Source organism: Streptomyces sp. TP-A0874 (assembly GCF_001748085.1).
Taxonomy (GTDB): domain Bacteria; phylum Actinomycetota; class Actinomycetes; order Streptomycetales; family Streptomycetaceae; genus Streptomyces.
In genome coordinates this window covers 73,302-89,908 of sequence record NZ_BBZK01000005.1, presented here as the reverse complement: position 1 = coordinate 89,908, position 16,607 = coordinate 73,302, and the positions used below count along the sequence as shown (strand labels likewise).

Below are 16,607 nucleotides of genomic sequence, written 5' to 3'. Positions count from 1 at the left end.
AGCGGTCGGGACAGGCTCCGAACGGGACTTGGCGCCGCCTCGGGCCTGACGGGCGGCGGTAGCTCGTTGTAAAATAGGGAAACCGCCCCTGACCTGCACAGACGTAGGCAGGGAGCCCAGGTCGGGGAGAGCTTCCATGCTGCGTACGATGTTCAAGTCCAAGATCCACCGCGCCACGGTGACCCAGGCCGACCTGCACTATGTGGGATCCGTCACCGTCGACCGTGAGCTGATGGACGCGGCGGATCTGCTGCCCGGCGAACTCGTGCACATCGTGGACATCACCAACGGCGCCCGGCTCGAGACCTATGTGATCGAGGGGGAGCCGGGCTCCGGCGTGATCGGCATCAACGGCGCCGCCGCCCACCTCGTCCACCCCGGAGACCTCGTCATCCTCATCAGCTACGCCCAGGTCGAGGACGCGGAGGCGCGCGCCCTCGTCCCACGGGTGGTCCACGTGGACGAGGGGAACCGGATCGTGGCCCTCGGCGACGACGCCTCGGAGCCGGTGCCGGGCGGCGACACCGAGCGGAGCCCGCAGGCCCGCACCGCCTGATCCGCCCGGCCACCGCCTGATCCGCTCGTTCCGCCGTACCCGGCGATCCTCCGGCCCTTCCGGAAACGCCCCCCGTCCGCCACGCCTCCGCGTGGCTCCCGCGGCCCCTCCGGCGTGTCCCGAGACCGGACGGGAGCGCTCGGAGACGATGAGCGCTCCCGGCGGTGCGGAGCCGGGCCGGAGCGGAGGGTCGAGTGGACCAGCGGGGCACAGCACGAAGGAACGGCGACGCTGCCGGGGGCGAGGCCGCCGGTCCCGCCGGGCCCGGCGGCGAGGCCGGCACGCTGTGCGAGACCGGGCCGGACGTACGGCGGCGAATTCCCCGCACGGACGCGGTCCTGCGCGATCCCCGTCTGTACGAGGCAGTGGGCCGGTTCGGTCCCGCACTGGTGAAATCGGCGGTCCGGGACGCTCAGGAGCAGGCACGAGCGGGGGCCGTGCCCCCCGACGAGGTGACCGAGGCGGCCGCCGCCCTGCTCCCCCGCACGGTGGGAGGACTCCGGCCGCTGATCAACGCCACCGGCGTGGTGCTGCACACCAACCTCGGACGCGCTCCGCTCTCGGCGGCGGCCCGGCAGGCGGTGCAGGAGGCCGCCGGGCCCACGGACGTCGAGCTGGACCTGGGCACCGGCGTTCGGGCCCGGCGGGGCCGCAGCGCCCTGGCCGCCCTCCGCGGCCGGGTGCCGTCCGCCGCCGCCGTACACGTCGTCAACAACGGTGCCGCGGCGCTGGTCCTGGTCGCCACCGCGCTCGCCGCCGGAAAAGAGATCGTCATCAGCCGCGGGGAGATGGTGGAGATCGGGGACGGCTTCCGGCTGCCGGACCTCCTGGTCTCCACCGGCGCCAGGCTCCGTGAGGTGGGCACCACGAACCGGACCACCGCGGTCGACTACGCGGAGGCGATCGGCGCGGAGACCGCGTTCATCCTCAAGGTGCACCCATCCAACTTCCGGGTCACCGGATTCACCCGCGCCGCGGGCGCCGCCGAACTGGCCGGGCTGGGCGTCCCGGTCGTCGTCGACATCGGTTCCGGACTACTGGCCGCGCATCCGCTGCTGCCCGAGGAGCCGGACGCCCGCACCCAACTCGAGGCGGGGGCCTCGCTCGTCACCGCCAGCGGCGACAAGCTGCTGGGCGGACCGCAGTGCGGCCTCCTCCTCGGACGGGAGGAACTGATCCGTACGGTGTCCCGGCATCCGCTCGCCCGGGCCATGCGGGTGGACAAGCTGACCCTCGCCGCGCTGGAGGCCACACTGGTCGGGCCCCGGACCCCGACGGAGGAGGCGCTGGCCGCCGACCCGGCGCGGCTGCGGCAGCGCGCCGAGCGGTTGGCCGCCGCGCTGCGCACCCAGGGCATCGACGTGCGGGCCGTCGAGAGCGCGGCCACCGTGGGCGGGGGCGGCGCTCCCGGCGTGTCGCTGCCCAGCGCCGCGCTGTCGCTTCCCGAGCGCTACGCCGCCGCCCTGCGGGGCGGGGCACTCCCCGTCGTGGGGCGGCTGGAGGCCGGACGGTGCCTGCTGGATCTCCGGGCGGTGCCGGCGGAGGACGACGAACGACTGGCGGCGGCCGTGCGGTCGGCCGGGCAGGGCTGAGGCGGCCATGCGGGTACTGGCCACCGCGGGACACGTCGACCACGGCAAGTCCGCCCTGGTGCGGGCGCTGACCGGGATGGAACCCGACCGGTTGGAGGAGGAGCGCCGCCGGGGCCTGACCCTCGACCTCGGGTTCGTTTGGACCCGGCTGGGCCAGGACCCGGCCGGCGGCTCCGAAGCCGAACACATCGCCTTCGTGGACGTCCCCGGTCACGAACGGTTCATCGCCACCATGCTGGCCGGCGCAGGTCCGGCGCCCGCCGTGCTCTTCGCGGTCGCCGCCGATCAGGGGTGGCAGCCGCAGTCGCAGGAACACCTCGACATCCTGGACGCGCTGACGGTCCGGCACGCCGTGCTCGCCGTGACCCGCTGCGACCTCGCGGACCCCGGACCGACACGGAAGGAGGCCGCCGAGCGGCTGGCGGACACCTCCCTCGGCTCCGTGCCCTCGGTCGCGGTGAGCGCGCGCACCGGGGCCGGTCTGGACCGACTCCGCGGTGAGCTGGTCCGCTTGGGCGGAGCCCTGCCCGTGCCACCCGCCGACGCGGACGTGCGGCTGTGGCTCGACCGCGCCTTCACCGTGCGAGGCCGTGGGACGGTCGTCACCGGCACCCTGGGAGCGGGCACGCTGCGCGTCGGCGACCGGCTCACGACCGGGGACGGCAGGACGACGCTGCGGGTGCGGGGCTTGCAGTGCCTGCGGGAGGAGCGTTCCTCGGTGAGCGGTGTGGCACGCGTGGCGGTCAACGTCCACGGGGCGGGTGACGGGGTGCTGGGGCGGGGCCAGGTGCTGCTGACGCCCGACCGCTGGCTGCCCACCGCGGTAACCGACGTGCGTACCACCGGGGTTTCGGCGCGGGACCTGCCGCGCAGCATGAGCCTGCACATCGGCACCGCCGCGGTCCCGGCGACCGTCCGGCCGCTGGGTCCCGACACGACCAGACTCACCCTCTCCCGGCAGCTTCCGCTGCGCGTCGGAGACCGGGCCGTGCTCCGGGCCCCGGGGCGCCGGTCCACGCCGTACGGAGTGACCGTGCTGGACGTCGCGCCGCCCAGGCTGACCCGGCGCGGAGCCGCCCGCGCCAGAGCGGCGGAGCTGGCGGTCATGACCGGTCGCCCGGACGGCGCGGCGGAGCTCGGCCGCCGGCGGCTCGTCCGGCGCCGGGAACTGGAGGCGATGGGCGTCCCCGTCGCCACCTCCCCCGTCACCGGGGACTGGTTGGCCGACCCCGCCCACTGGGCGGCCCTGCGGGAGCGCCTGGCCACCGAGGTGGAGCGGCACGCGGAACGGCACCCGCTCGATCCCGGCCTGCCGACCGAGGCGGCCCGGCACCTGCTCGGACTGCCGGACCGGTCCTTGGTCGAGGCCCTGACGGACACACCGGGCAAGCTGGCGCTCAGCCGCGGTCGCGGCCGGCTGTACGGCGCCGGAAACCCGGGTCCGAGGCTGCCTCCGCCGGTTCGCCAGGCCGTCGAAGTCGTGCGCTCGGACCTGGAACAGGCCCCGTTCCGAGCCCCTGAAGCGGGCCGCCTGACCGAACTGGGGCTCACCCGGGAGACGGTGGCCGCCGCGGTGGCGGCGGGCCTGCTGCTCCGTGTCACCGAGGGCATCGTGCTGCTGCCCGGAGCGGAGGTCCGGGCCGCCGACGTACTCCGCGGACTGCCGCAGCCGTTCACGTTGAGCGAGGCGCGGGAGGCCCTCCGCACCACCCGCCGGGTGGCCGTGCCGCTGCTGGAACTGCTGGACGCCCGGGGACACACCGAGCGGGTGGACGATCAGCGCCGGCGCTGCCGGTCGGAGGTCGGAAACGGAGGCGGACGGGAATCGAACCCGCCTGCCCGAGATACTCGGACACCTCGGTTTTGAAGACCGGGGGGGTCACCAGACACCCGTACGCCTCCACGCGCGCCCAGGCTATCGGAAGGCCGGGCGGAGCCGGTCCAAGCCACGGCGCCGATCCCGGCACGGATCGGAACCCGACTCGTCCGGGCGGTCCACCGCGGACTCGCGCACCGCCGGCCGGGGCGTCTTCCCGGCCCGCGAGTGAACCCTCGGGCTCCCGGGCGGGCAGACCGGCAGCCACCGGGCCGGTTCACCGACCACCACCCACCCGGCCCGACCCCTCGATTCCAGCAACTCGGCGAAGACGCGCAGACGGCCCAGCACCGGCGCACCGACGGTCCAGTACAGACGCACAGACAAGCTCAGCGAAGACGCAGAGAGGGAGCCGCACCCGTGACCACGCGACTCGAAGCACCCGTACGCCTCACCCAGTTCGCTCACGGCGGCGGCTGCGCCTGCAAGATCCCGCCGGGGGAACTGGAGGACGTACTCGGCGAGCTGGCCGGGCCGGTGGCGACCGGTGGAGACACCCCGCTCCTGGTCGGGCTGGCGACCGGAGACGACGCGGCGGTCGTCACCCTGCCCTCGCCCGGCGGCGCCCCGGACCAGGCGGTCGTCTCCACCGCCGACTTCTTCACACCGGTCGTCGACGACCCCTACGACTGGGGGCGCATCGCGGCGGCCAACGCCCTGTCCGACGTGTACGCGATGGGCGGCCGACCCGTGCTCGCCGTCAACCTCCTGGCCTGGCCGCGCCAGGTGCTGCCGTTCGACCTCGCGCGCGAGGTGCTCCGCGGTGGCCTGGACATCGCCACGGAGGCCGGGTGCCATGTGGGCGGCGGCCACAGCGTGGACGATCCGGAACCCAAGTACGGCATGGCGGTCACCGGTCTGGCGGATCCGGGCCGGCTGCTCCGCAACGACGCCGCCCGGCCCGGCACTCCGCTGTCACTCACCAAGCCGCTCGGACTCGGCGTGCTCAACAACCGGCACAAGACCACCGGTGAGCGGTTCGAGCAGGCCGTGGCCACCATGGTGACGCTCAACCGGGAGGCATCGGCCGCGGCTCTGCGGGCCGGGGCCACCGCCGCCACCGACGTCACCGGATTCGGTTTCCTCGGGCACCTGCACAAGATGGCACGGGCCTCCGAGGTGACCGCCGTGGTCGACACGGCCGCGGTGCCCTACCTCGACGGGGCCCGTGAGTCGGTGCGCGAGGGGTACGTCAGCGGAGGCACCCGGCGGAACCTGGAGTGGGTGGCGCCGTTCACCGACTTCGGGGCCGCGGACGAGGACACCCGACTCCTCCTCGCTGACGCGCAGACGTCGGGTGGGCTGCTGGTGGCGGGGGAGGTGCCCGGGGCTCCGGTGGTGGGTGAGCTGGTGCCTCGCGGCTCTTTCTCGGTGGTCCTGCGGTGAACCCGGCACCGGGTACCGCTCACCCGGGTACCGATCACGGGTCCGTGCCGGTGTGCTCGTCGATGCCGGCCCGGGTCCGGTAGGCCCGTACGAGTTCCACGGCGGCCGGCCCCCTGGGGCGGCGTCCCGGCCGGATGTCGACGGCGAACGCCTTCGCCTCCTGGATGTGGGTGTTCGGGTCCAGGGACATGTGGAGCAGTTCGTTGGCCGAGTCGCCCGTGCTGTAGCCGTTGGGGCCCCAGTGGTACGGCAGCCCCACCTGGTGCAGGCGCCGGCCCTGCACGGTGAGGGCGGCGAGGCGGTCGGTGACCAGCACCCGTGCCTCGATCACCCCGCGGGCGCTGACGATCATCGCCCACCCGGTGTGCTCCAGGCCGCGTTCCGCGGCGAGTTCGGGGGAGACCTCGCAGAAGAACTCCGGTTGGAGCTCCGCGAGGTAGGGCTGCCAGCGGGACATGCCGCCCGCCGTGTGGTGCTCCGTCAGCCGATAGGTGGTGGCGACGTAGGGGAACACCTCCGAGCCCGGCTCCCGGCCGCTGGGCTGGTAGCGGTTGTCCGGGTACGTCGGCAGCAGCTGCCGCACCGGGTTGCGCTGCTGCCCGTACAGCAGGTTGGGGAACGGCGAGTCCTGCGGCTCGTAGTGGGTGGGCAGCGGGCCGTCGGTGAGGCCGGACGGCGCGTACAACCAGGCCTTGCCGTCGGCCTGCATGATGAAGGCGTCGGTGCCCGTCAGGGCCGCGGGCCCGGTGGCGTCCTCGGACGGCTGCTCGTCCGGGGCCTTGCCGGCCATGAAGTCCGGGATGTCGTGGCCGGACCAGGAGCTGCTGTCCTCGTCCCACCAGACCAGTGCCTTGCGTTCGCTCCACGGCCGGCCGTCGGGATCGGCTGACGCGCGGTTGTAGAGGATGCGGCGGTTGGCGGGCCAGGCCCAGCCCCACTCGTTCGCCACCCAGTTCTGCTCCCGCCCCGGTTTGCGGCGGGCGGCCTGGTTCACGCCGTCCGCGTACACCCCGCAGTAGATCCAGCAGCCGCAGGAGGTGGAGCCGTCATCCGCGAGCTGCTCGTAGGAGGCCAGTGGACGGCCCAGCGCGTCGTGCCCGTTGATCTCCGCGAGGACGGCCTCCGCGTCCGGCTCGGCCTGCTCACCCCCTACGGGGTAGTCCCAGGTCAGGTCCTGCAGCGGCCGGTCCATCGGGTCGGTGGAGGCGGCGAGCTTCTCCCGGATGATCCGGCCGAGGTGGTAGACGAACCACAGGTCGCTGCGGGCGTCACCGGAGGGTTCGACCGCCTGGTGGTGCCACTGCAGCAGGCGCTGGGTGTTGGTGAAGCTTCCGTCCTTCTCGGTGTGCGTGGCGGCGGGCAGGAAGAACACCTCGGTGCCGATGTCCTCGGTGCGCATCTCGCCCGTCTCCGTTTCCGGTCCGTCCTTCCACCAGGTGGCCGACTCGATGAGGGAGAAGTCCCGCACGACCAGCCAATCGAGGTTGGCCATGCCCAGGCGCTGCATCTTGGCGTTGGCGGACCCGACCGCCGGGTTCTCGCCCATCAGGAAGTAGCCCTTGCAGGTGCCCGCCAGTTGGGCCATGACGGTCTCGTAGGTGGAGTGGGAACCGGTCAGCCGCGGCAGGTAGTCGAAGCAGAAGTCGTTCTCCGCCGTGGCGGCGTCGCCCCAGTACGCCTTGAGCAGGCTGACGAGGTAGGCGCGCATGTTGGCCCAGTAGCCCTTGCGGGCCGCTTCGGCCAGCACGAAGGTGTCCAGGTCCTCCTGCTTGTGGGCGTGCGGCATGGGGATGTAGCCGGGCAGGAGGTTGAACAGGGTGGGGATGTCCGTCGAGCCCTGGATGGAGGCGTGCCCGCGCAGCGCGAGGATGCCGCCGCCCGGGCGGCCGATGTTGCCCAGCAGGGTCTGCAGGACGGCTGCGGCGCGGATGTACTGCACGCCCACCGTGTGCTGGGTCCAGCCGACCGCGTAGGCGAAGGCGGTGGTCCGGTCGCGGCCGGAGTTCTCCGTGACCAGCTCGCACACTCGCTCGAACAGGTCCTGCGGCACGCCGCAGATCTCCTCGACCATCTCGGGCGTGTAGCGGGCGTAGTGCCGCTTGACGACCTGGAAGACGCAGCGCGGGTGGCTCAGCGTCTCGTCCCGCTCGGGCTCGCCCTCCGGGATCGAGGCGCCCCCGGAGCCGTGCGATTCGCCGTACGCGGCCTCGGTGACCGAGCTGTCGCCGGTGCGCTTCTTGTACTCCTGGTCGCGCTCGCCGGAGGCTGCCTGGACCTCGGTGCCGGAGTACTGCCAACTGCCGTTGTCGTAGCTGCGGCTTTCCGGGTCCAGACCGGAGAAGACGCCGTCGAGGTCCTCGGTGTCGTGGAAGTCCTCGCGCAGGACGACGGGCCCGTTGGTGTAGGCGATCACGTAGTCCCGGAAGTACTTGTCGTGTCGCAGGACGTGATTGATGATGCCGCCGAGGAAGGCGATGTCGGAGCCCGCGCGCAGCGGCACGTGCACGTCGGCGAGTGCGCTGGTGCGGGTGAACCGCGGGTCGACGTGGATCACCTTCGCCCCGCGGGCCTTCGCCTCCATCACCCACTGGAACCCGACCGGATGGCACTCGGCCATGTTCGAGCCCTGGATGACGATGCAGTCGGAGTTCTGCAGGTCCTGCTGGAAGGTGGTCGCCCCACCGCGGCCGAACGACGTTCCCAGACTGGGAACGGTGGAGGAGTGTCAAACGCGTGCCTGGTTCTCGACCTGGACTGCTCCGAGCGCGGTGAACAGCTTCTTGATGAGGTAGTTCTCCTCGTTGTCCAGCGTGGCCCCGCCCAGGCTGGCGATGCCGAGCGTCCGCCGGGTGCGGGTGTCGTCGACCTCCCACTGCCAGCCGGCGCGGCGGGCCGCGATCGTGCGCTCGGCGATCATCTCCATGGCGGTGCCGAGGTCGAGGCGTTCCCATTCCGTGGCGTGCGGGCGACGGTAGAGGACCTGGTACTCGCGGGCGCCGCCGGTGGTCAGCTGCAGGCTGGCAGCCCCCTTGGGGCAGAGACGGCCACGGGAGATGGGGGAGTCGGGGTCGCCCTCGATCTGGGTGACGCGTTCGTCCTCGACGTAGACGTTCTGGCCGCAGCCCACGGCGCAGTAGGGGCAGATCGACTTCACCACCCGGTCGGCCGCGGCGACCCGGGGGACGAGCCGCGCGCTCAGGTCGCTCTTGGCGGCGGCGCCGCGGCCCAGGGGATCGGTGCCCGTGAGTTGGCGGTAGACCGGCCAGGAGGTGATCCAGGTGCGTACGCCCATGAGGTCTGCCCTTTCACGGCTGCTCGGTGGCGCTCCGGTCGCCGAACGTCTCCGTTCCTACTGCCGTACATCCTCCCGTAGCCCCGTGAACACCGCATCTTCGTGCACCACAGTGCGAACCGCTGCGGCGCGACGTACTGCGGGGCGGTGTCCCGCCAAGGACGGGGGTCCGGATGGGGCGGTGCCGCCCCGACCGCCCCGGGAGGCACGGGCCGGCTCCGCCTCACGCCCCTTCCCCGCCCCGCGGCTCCTGGTCGCCCATCTCGACGGAGGGCGGGCCGTTCCCGCCCTCCCGTGCACGCTGGTTGTGCCAGGCGATGGCGCGACGGAGATCCGGCTCGTGCAGTCCGGTGCGGCAGCCGAGCTCCACGAGGGTGAGGACCGGCGGGCCGCTGGTCAGGGCCCGGGTGATCTTCGCGGCCCAGAGCTCCTCCTCGACGAAGGGCCGACTCCGGTAGTGCTTCCGGAGTTCCGCGAGATGGGTCTTGCCGCAGGCGGTGAGGAGGCGGAGGCCGTCGAACCAGTCGTTGACGGGATGCGTGTACGAGGAGTCGGGTACGTACGTACGCACCGCCTCGTCGTCCCGTGAGACGGCGGCGCACAGATCGCACAGCACGACGGGGGAGAAGTCGGTGCGGTCCGCGCCCCGGGCGGGCTTCGGCCGCTTGGCGCGCTTCCACATCGGCGCTCCTGGGAACGGGGGACAACCTTCGGGCGTGTCGCTCGGATCCCCGTCCGCCCGGGGACCGGCCAGGGGTACCCGCTGCCGCCGTCGTGGAAACCGCCGTGAACCTGCGGTGCGACTTCTGGAGCGTCCGGGCCCCGGTCGCGGTGTGTCTGCTCGCGGGCTGTCCGCTCTGCCCGTAATGTCCGCCTGGCCTCGTGTCCCCACGCGCGATGGGAGTGGTCGGTGATGGTCGGGGGCTTCCGTACATCAGCAGCGCGCTCGCGGGCCGTCGGCCGGGCAGGGCGGGCCACGCGGTGAGGCAGCGCCATGTCTTCGGCCAGGTCCTCGCGCTGGAGTCGATCGTCGCGGGCCTGGTGTTCTTCGTCGTGCTGGCCGTCCTCGGCTACGCGCTGGTCAAGCGACGGGCCGGACGCCGGGTGGCGGTCTCCCAACGGAACGAGCGGCTCCGTCTGGAGGCCTACTACGTCGGCGTCCTGGCCGCGTTCGCCGTCTTCCTGGTGGCGTGGACAGCCTGGCAGAACCACCGTGAGCACCAGGTGGCCGATCCCCCGCCCCTGCGCGTGGACGTCACCGGCTTCCAGTGGTGCTGGACCTTCACGTACCCGCAGACGGCCGAACGGCGCAGCGTCTCCGGCGACTGCCGGGGCGACGACCTCCCGACACTGGTGGTGCCGACCGGTCGCCCGGTGGAGCTGCGCCTGACCTCCCGGGACGTCATCCACTCACTGTGGGTGCCGGCCCTGCGGTACAAGATGGACGCCTTCCCCGACCACGTGAACACCTTCACCCTCACCATGGACCGGGAGGGCCGCTGGTTGGGGAAGTGCGCCGAGTTCTGCGGAGACCTGCACTACAGGATGCACTTCTGGATCAAGGCGGTGTCGCCCGAGGAGTACGACCGGTGGCTGCAGAGCGGTAGCGGACCCGGGGCCGCGGCGTGACCTCGGCGCCGCCCAGTACCGAGCGGGAGACGGCTGGGCGGCCCGTCACGCCGGGCAGCTGGCTCGGCTGGTTGACGACCACCGACCACAAACGCATCGGGCTGCTGACCATCGGCTCCTCCATGGTGCTCTTCGTGCTCGCGGGGACCCTCGCGCTGATCATGCGCACCCAGCTCGCCCGACCCGAACAGAACCTGGTGGACGCGGGCACCTACAACCAGCTGTTCACCATCCACGGCTCCGGCATGATCTACATGGTGCTCACCCCGTTCGCGATCGGGCTGGGCGTGTACCTGGTGCCGTTGCAGGTCGGCGCCCCCGGGATCGCCATCCCGCGCCTGACGCTGCTGGGCTACTGGCTCTACGCGCTCGGAGCGGTGGTCATGCTCGTGGGTTTCGCGACCCCGAACGGCGCGCACGCGGACGGCTGGTTCTCCTATCCGCCCATGGCGGACAGCGTCCACTCTCCCGGCGTCGGCTCCGACCTGTGGATCGCCGGTGTGTTCCTCGCCGGCACCGGGAGCATCGTCATGGGCTGGGCCGTCATGTGGACGGCGCTGCGCAAACGCACGCAGGGGATGACCATGCTCCGCCTGCCGGTCTTCTCCTGGTCGATGGTCGCCACCTGCCTGATGGTGATCGGCGCGTTCCCCGCGCTGCTGGCCGCGCTGCTGCTGCTCGCCGTGGGGCGCGCCGACCCGTCGGTCTTCGAGTCGAACGTGTGGAACATCGGATACCAGCACCTGTTCTGGTTCTACGGCCACCCCGTGGTGTACGTGATGTTCTTCCCGTACCTGGGCGCGGTGGCGGAGGTGCTGTCCGTCTTCGCGGGGCGCCGCTTCTTCGGCTACCGGGGCACCGTGCTGTCGCTGCTGGTGTTCGCGGCCGGGTCGATGAGCGTGTGGGGCCACCACATGTTCGCCACCGGGCAGGCGACCAACGACTACTACTCGCTGACGTCCATCCTCCTGCTCGTCCCCGCCGGGGTGGAGTACTTCTCCATGCTGGGCACCATCCTCGGCGGGCGGCTGCGGTTCCGTACGCCGATGCTGTTCGCCCTGGCCTTCATCCCGCAGTTCCTCATCGGCGGGCTGACCGGCATCATGGTCGGGACGCCGGTGATCGACTACCACGTCACCGACAGCTACTTCATCGTCGCCCACCTGCACTACGTGCTCTTCGCGGGCAGCGCCTTCGGCCTGTTCGCCGCGGTGTACTTCTGGTTTCCCAAAGTGACCGGGGTGATGCTCGGCGAGCGGGGCGGCCGCCTGCACTTCTGGCTCCTGGTGATCGGCACCAACCTGACCTTCCTGCCCATGTTCGGCCTCGGCTACGAGGGCATGCCGCGCCGGGTGGTGACCTACGGGGCCTTCGAGGGGTTCGGACTGGCGAACCTGCTGGCCAGCATCGGAGCCGGCTTCATCGCCGCGGCCATGATCGTGTTCTTCGTCAACGTCCTGTGGACCCTCCGCCAACGCGCGCACGGCCGTGCCGAACCGGCGGCGGACGACCCCTGGGAGGGCCACTCGCTGGAGTGGGCCACCTCCTCCCCGCCGCCCCGGTACAACTTCACTCGGGAACACCCGGTGCCGCCCGTCACCAGCTTCGCGCCGCTGCTGGACCTGCGTCAGCGACGGGCTGAGGAAGCCGCCGAGCAGGGGGGCCGGAGGTGAGGCGGCACCTGTCCGCCGTGGTGGTGGCGGGCTGGGGCGCCCTCAACGGCCTGCTCCTGACGGTGCTGGGGATCTACGGAGAGAGCTCGCTGGTGTTCTGGTTGTGGGGCGGCACGGTCGCCCTGCTGGAGCTGGCCGCCGTGTTCGTGCTGCTCTCCTCCCGCTTCGGACCGGACCAGCACGTGCGCTACCGATTGCCCGACCGCGGCGCCGCCGCGGCACTGCCCGCCGCGCTGGGCTGCGCGTTGGTCGCGCTGGCCTTCGTCTACGGCCTGTGGCTGCTGGCCCTCGCCGTCCCGCTGCTGGCTCTGGCGGCGGCCCGGGCGGTGCGCGGTGTGTCGGCCTGGGAGGAGTGAGAACGGGTGGACCACTCGGCGCACACATCGTCGGTGCTGGAGATGGCCTGGTGGGGCTTCGTGGTGGCCGCGGTGGTGCCGGGCTTGTTGTGGCTCGGGAGGCGGAACCCGCTGTGGGAGCGGGTCAGTGTGCCCCCGGGGCTCTCCCTGCCGCTGTTCGTCCTCCTGCACGGCTGGGTGATGCTCGGTGACCAGATGGGGCTGGCACCGGCCGGCGGCGGTCATGTGGCGGAACCCCTGCTGGTGGTGGGGGCGGTGCTGTTCTGGGTGCCCGTGGTGAACCGCACCCGGCACCGGCTGGGCGATCCCGGCCGGTGCCTGTACCTGTTCGGGGCCGGACCGCTGCTGGACCTGCCCGCGCTCGGCGTCATCGCCGCGGGTCACTCCGCGGAAGGCATCGCCATGATCGTGGGCATGTTGCCGCTGGGCTTCGCGGCCGCGTACATCACCTGGTCGTGGGTGCACCGGGAAGAGCGGCTGGAGTCGCTGAGGGACCCCTTCGCGCTGCCGGAGCGGGATGACGGCGGGGGCGCTGAGCCGGTGGTGCGCTGACCTCGGGCGGTGCCCGTCCGGGGCCCGCACCTGGCGCTCACGCGCCGTCAGGTCCCTCGCCCTGACCCGGGGCGGCCCGCACGACCTCCGCGCCCTGCCGCTGCCGATCGCTGAGGGGCAGTTCCACCCGTTCGCCGAAATACCAGCGGCTGAGCGCGTTGCGGACCCGGTGCCTGCGGAACCAGCGCCGTGGCTCGGTGCCCTGGGTCCGCGGCCGCGGCTCGTCGCGGACGAGGATGTGGTACGCCTCGCTTCCGGACAGCAGCGTCCTCGCCTCCTGGTACCCGCCGTCCGCGGTCCGCCGCACTTCGGCGGCCATCCGACCCACCACCAGGTGCTTCCGGTCGGTGGCCTGCAGCCCCAGGCAGGCTCGTCTCGTGGCGTGGTAGGCCACGAAGGGCACGACGAACAGTGCGGTGCGGAAGGCGTACGTCAGCAGTTCCAGCCGGATGGCGAAGACACGGACCAGGACGTCCTGGCCGCCGGCCGCGAGCAGCACGGCGTACACGGAGACGGCGGCGACCCCGAGTGCGGTGCGGGTGAGCTGGTCGCGGGGGCGGTCGCACAGATGCCGCTCCGGCATGGGCCCGGTCACCCACCTCTCGAAGTACGGGTAGCCGTAGAGGAGGGCGAAGACCATCGTCGGCAGCACCACACCCGGTAGGAGGACGTCCCAGGTGACGGTGTGTCCGGCGAAGTTCGACTCCGCGCCGGGCATCAGCCGCAGGGCGCCTTCGAGGAAGCCCACGTACCAGTCCGGCTGTGCGTCGATCGAGACGTGGTCCGCCCGGTAGGGGCCGAAGTCCCACACCGGGTTGATCTGCAGCAGACCGGCCAGCAGCGTGAGCACCGCCGCGACGACGAAGAAGAGGCCGACGGACTTCGCGGTGTACTGCGGGACCATCGGCTTGCCCACGGCGTTGCGGTTGGTCCGGCCGGGGCGGGCCCACTGGGTGTGCTTGTGGTAGACGACGAACCCCAGATGCGCCGCGACGAGCGCCAGCAGCAGTCCGGGAAGCAGCAGGATGTGGGCCACGTACAGCCGCGGAATGATCTCCTCGCCGGGAAACTGGCCACCGAAGACGAAGAACGACAGGTAGGTGCCGACGATCGGGATGGAGAGCACGATTCCCTGGGCCGTGCGCAGACCGGTGCCCGACAACAGGTCGTCGGGGAGCGAGTAGCCGCAGAAACCTTCCAGCAGTGCCAGTAGGAACAACGTCACACCGATCGTCCAGTTCACCTCCCTGGGGCGCCGGAAGGCACCGGTGAAGAAGATGCGCATGAGGTGCACCCCGATCGCGGCGACGAACACCAGCGCCCCCCAGTGGTGGATCTGCCGGACGAGCAGCCCTCCGCGCACGTCGAAGCTGATGTGCAGCACCGAGGCGTACGCCTCCGACGTCCGCACTCCCTGCATCGGCGGGTAGGAACCGGTGTACGTCTGCTCCGTCATGTCCGGGTGAAAGAAGAAGGTGAGGTACACGCCGGTGAGGACGAGCAGCAGGAGGCTGTAGAGGGCGATCTCACCCAGCAGGAAGGACCAGTGGTCGGGGAACGCCTTCCGCAGGAACTGCTTGCCCGCGGAGGAGACCGGCAGCCGCCGGTCGAGCACGGTCGCCAACCGTTCCCCCCGCGCGGCCGGCCGAGCCGACTCGTCCCCGCGAGACTCCGCCACGGCTGTTCCTCTCCTGTCACCCGCCCACGTCGACCGCCCGCCGCTGTTCGGAGCCTGGCACGGATGCCCCCGGGGCGCGCGGCCGAAATGGCGGCCGGGGGAGAGGGCGCGGCCGAGGAGGGGCGGTACGGCCGGTCGCGCGGGTGCGAGCCGCTCAACTCCCGGTTTGTCCGGCGGGGACCCGGGCTACCCGTCCGGATATGTCTCTGCCCTGGGTGCGGAGGTACCTGTGACCAGCGTCTCCGAGTTCCTCGCGGCACGGCTGCGGGCGTGGGGGGTGGACCGGGTGTTCGGTCTTCCCGGTCGGGAAGTGGACGCCCTGGTGACGGCTTTGGCCGGTGGCACGCGGGTTCCCGAGTTCGTCCAGACCCGGCACGAGGAGTCGGCCGCCCTCATGGCGTGCGCGCACGCCAAGCTCACCGCGCGGCCGGGGTGCTGTCTCGCTCCGTCCGGGGCCGGAGCGCTCCGCCTCCTCAGCGGTCTGTACGACGCGGCCCTGGACCGCCAACCGGTGGTGGCCCTGGTCGGGCTGGAACCCGTGCCCGCCCGCGGCGGACGCCGGCGTGCCGTGCCGGTGGCCGGCCTTTTCGCCGAGGCTTCGGTCTACTGGGAGCAGCTGGCCGACCCGGCTCTGGCGGCAGACGCGCTGGACCGGGCGGTGCGAGCCGCCCTCGGCGACGGCGGGGTGGCCACGCTGGTGCTGCCCCGTTCCGTACTGGAGGCCGAGGCGGTGCCGCGGTCCGCCGGTGGCGAGGAGGCGGACGCCGCTCCGGCGCGCTTCCGCCCTCCGGTACGCCCCGTCGAACCGGCCGATGTGCGGCGTGCGGCCGATCTCCTGAACGGCGGCCGCCGGGTCGCCGTGGTCCTGGGGCCCTGCGGTGAGCGGGTCGCCGGCCAGGTCGCGGGCGCGGCCGAGCTGCTCGCCGCCGGGGTCGCGAAGACCCCGCTGGGCAGGGACGCGCTCCCGGACGACCTGCCCTACGTGGCGGGCGTGGCAGCCGCCTTCGGCGGCGCACCCGCCGCCGCCCTGCTGCGGGAGTGCGACACCCTGCTCCTGGTGGGGGCGCACGACTTCGACGCCGGCCTGCTGCCGGGGACGGTACGGCGCCGCACGGTCACGGTGGACGTGGACGCCGACGCCTCCCCCTGCGGGGGTGACCTGCCCGCCGCGGTGCGAGTGACGGGTGACGTCGACACGGCGTTGGAAGCCCTCATTCCTTTGCTGCACCGCCGCGACGACCGGGCCTGGCGCGCCGACATCGAGCGTGCGGTGCGGGAGTGGCGGGGGGATGGCCGGGCCAAGGCCCGCCGGATGTTCGGCATGGCCGTCAATCCGCGCTCGGTGGTCAGCGAACTGTCCGCGCGGCTGCCGGACCGCGCCGTGGTCGTCACCGACTCGGGTTCCTCTCTCGACTGGTGGACCCGCCACCTGGAGCTGCGCAACGGCATGCGCGCCGCCCTGTCGGGGCGGCTGGGGGTGCCCGGAGCGGCCGTTCCCTACGCGGTCGCGGCCCGTCTGGCCTTCCCGGACCGCCCGGTCGTCGCCCTGGTCGGCGACGGGGCGCTCCAGGCGGGCGGCATGAACGAACTGATCACCGTGCGGCGGCACAGGGAGCGACTCGCCGATCTGCCGCCCACCGTCTTCTGCGTCCTCGACAACGAGGACCTCAACCGGCTGACCTGGGAGCGCCGGAAGGCGGCCGGTGATCCCCGCATTCCGGTGACCGGCGAGGTCCCCGCGGTCTCCTACGCGGCCTTCGCCGAGTTGCTCGGCCTGCCCGCGGTCCGCTGCGAACGGCCGGGGGAGGTGGCCTCCGTCTGGGAACGCGCGCTGGCGGGCACCGGGCCGATGCTGCTCGAGTTCATGGTGGACGGGGACACGGCGCCGGACTGGGCCTGGCCGGACGGCACGGGCGGGGGCCGGAGACCGCCCCTCCTCACCACTCTGGGGTCCTGGCGCCGGCGGTTCGCCTCCTCGGTCGGCGGCGCCGGTTCGGCATGACGCCCTGAGCGCATC

10 protein-coding genes, 1 tRNA gene and 2 pseudogenes are annotated in these 16,607 nt (G+C 72.4%); 9 read left to right on the top strand and 4 right to left on the bottom strand.

What is annotated here, in order from left to right:
* The first annotated feature begins 136 nt into the window (after positions 1 to 136).
* The 3 genes and pseudogenes from panD to BGP73_RS08045 form a co-directional block, all read left to right on the top strand.
* Positions 137 to 556 carry an aspartate 1-decarboxylase gene (panD, locus tag BGP73_RS08055; RefSeq protein WP_069813192.1) on the top strand — a complete coding sequence of 140 codons (420 nt, stop codon included), beginning with the start codon at positions 137 to 139 and terminating at the stop codon, positions 554 to 556.
* 194 nt (positions 557 to 750) lie between these two features.
* Positions 751 to 2,148, top strand: a complete 1,398-nt coding sequence (gene selA / locus BGP73_RS08050) for an L-seryl-tRNA(Sec) selenium transferase (protein ID WP_212732790.1) — start codon at positions 751 to 753, stop codon at positions 2,146 to 2,148.
* A gap of 7 nt (positions 2,149 to 2,155) precedes the next feature.
* Positions 2,156 to 3,922: pseudogene (locus BGP73_RS08045) on the top strand (SelB domain-containing protein); the annotation flags it as partial.
* A 35-nt stretch (positions 3,923 to 3,957) separates the two neighbouring features.
* On the opposite strand, the gene BGP73_RS08040 reads toward BGP73_RS08045, so the two are convergent.
* Positions 3,958 to 4,050, bottom strand: a tRNA-Sec gene (locus tag BGP73_RS08040).
* 334 nt (positions 4,051 to 4,384) lie between these two features.
* Between BGP73_RS08040 and selD the strand changes: the two are divergent.
* Positions 4,385 to 5,493 (top strand): annotated as a pseudogene (gene selD, locus BGP73_RS08030) (selenide, water dikinase SelD).
* Here selD and fdh read toward each other — a convergent pair.
* Positions 5,445 to 8,702 (bottom strand): formate dehydrogenase, encoded by a 3,258-nt coding sequence (gene fdh, locus BGP73_RS08025; RefSeq protein ID WP_244501132.1) that lies wholly within the window; start codon positions 8,700 to 8,702, stop codon positions 5,445 to 5,447. The pseudogene selD and the gene fdh sit on opposite strands and share 49 nt — an antisense overlap.
* 223 nt (positions 8,703 to 8,925) lie before the next feature.
* Complete coding sequence (locus BGP73_RS08015; RefSeq protein ID WP_069813183.1) at positions 8,926 to 9,384, bottom strand: hypothetical protein; 459 nt, start codon at positions 9,382 to 9,384, stop codon at positions 8,926 to 8,928.
* Between the two features lie 299 nt (positions 9,385 to 9,683).
* Here BGP73_RS08015 and coxB point away from each other — a divergent pair, with 299 nt between their 5' ends.
* The 4 genes from coxB to BGP73_RS23490 all read left to right on the top strand — a co-directional run bounded on the left by coxB (position 9,684) and on the right by BGP73_RS23490 (position 12,912).
* Positions 9,684 to 10,331 (top strand): cytochrome c oxidase subunit II, encoded by a 648-nt coding sequence (coxB, locus tag BGP73_RS08010; protein WP_069813181.1) that lies wholly within the window; start codon positions 9,684 to 9,686, stop codon positions 10,329 to 10,331.
* Between the two features lie 71 nt (positions 10,332 to 10,402).
* Positions 10,403 to 12,004: a cytochrome c oxidase subunit I gene (locus tag BGP73_RS08005; protein ID WP_244501131.1), complete on the top strand. Its 1,602-nt coding sequence runs from the start codon at positions 10,403 to 10,405 to the stop codon at positions 12,002 to 12,004.
* Positions 12,001 to 12,360: a hypothetical protein gene (locus tag BGP73_RS08000; RefSeq protein WP_069813177.1), complete on the top strand. Its 360-nt coding sequence runs from the start codon at positions 12,001 to 12,003 to the stop codon at positions 12,358 to 12,360. The genes BGP73_RS08005 and BGP73_RS08000 overlap by 4 nt, the downstream gene beginning before the upstream one ends.
* A gap of 6 nt (positions 12,361 to 12,366) precedes the next feature.
* Positions 12,367 to 12,912, top strand: a complete 546-nt coding sequence (locus BGP73_RS23490) for a hypothetical protein (protein ID WP_244501130.1) — start codon at positions 12,367 to 12,369, stop codon at positions 12,910 to 12,912.
* Positions 12,913 to 12,949: 37 nt separating this feature from the next.
* On the opposite strand, the gene qcrB is transcribed toward BGP73_RS23490, so the two are convergent.
* Positions 12,950 to 14,590 (bottom strand): cytochrome bc1 complex cytochrome b subunit, encoded by a 1,641-nt coding sequence (gene qcrB / locus BGP73_RS07990; RefSeq protein WP_374701132.1) that lies wholly within the window; start codon positions 14,588 to 14,590, stop codon positions 12,950 to 12,952.
* A gap of 229 nt (positions 14,591 to 14,819) precedes the next feature.
* On the opposite strand from qcrB, the gene BGP73_RS07985 reads away from it, so the two are divergent.
* Entirely contained in the window at positions 14,820 to 16,592 is a 1,773-nt protein-coding gene (locus BGP73_RS07985; protein ID WP_069813175.1) for a thiamine pyrophosphate-binding protein, read from the top strand.
* Positions 16,593 to 16,607 lie beyond the last annotated feature (15 nt).

Excerpts from the sequence above, each read along its gene's own strand:
- panD (WP_069813192.1), top strand. The coding sequence starts at position 137 with ATGCTGCGTACGATGTTCAAGTCCAAGATCCACCGCGCCACGGTGACC.
- BGP73_RS08015 (WP_069813183.1), bottom strand. The coding sequence starts at position 9,384 with ATGTGGAAGCGCGCCAAGCGGCCGAAGCCCGCCCGGGGCGCGGACCGC.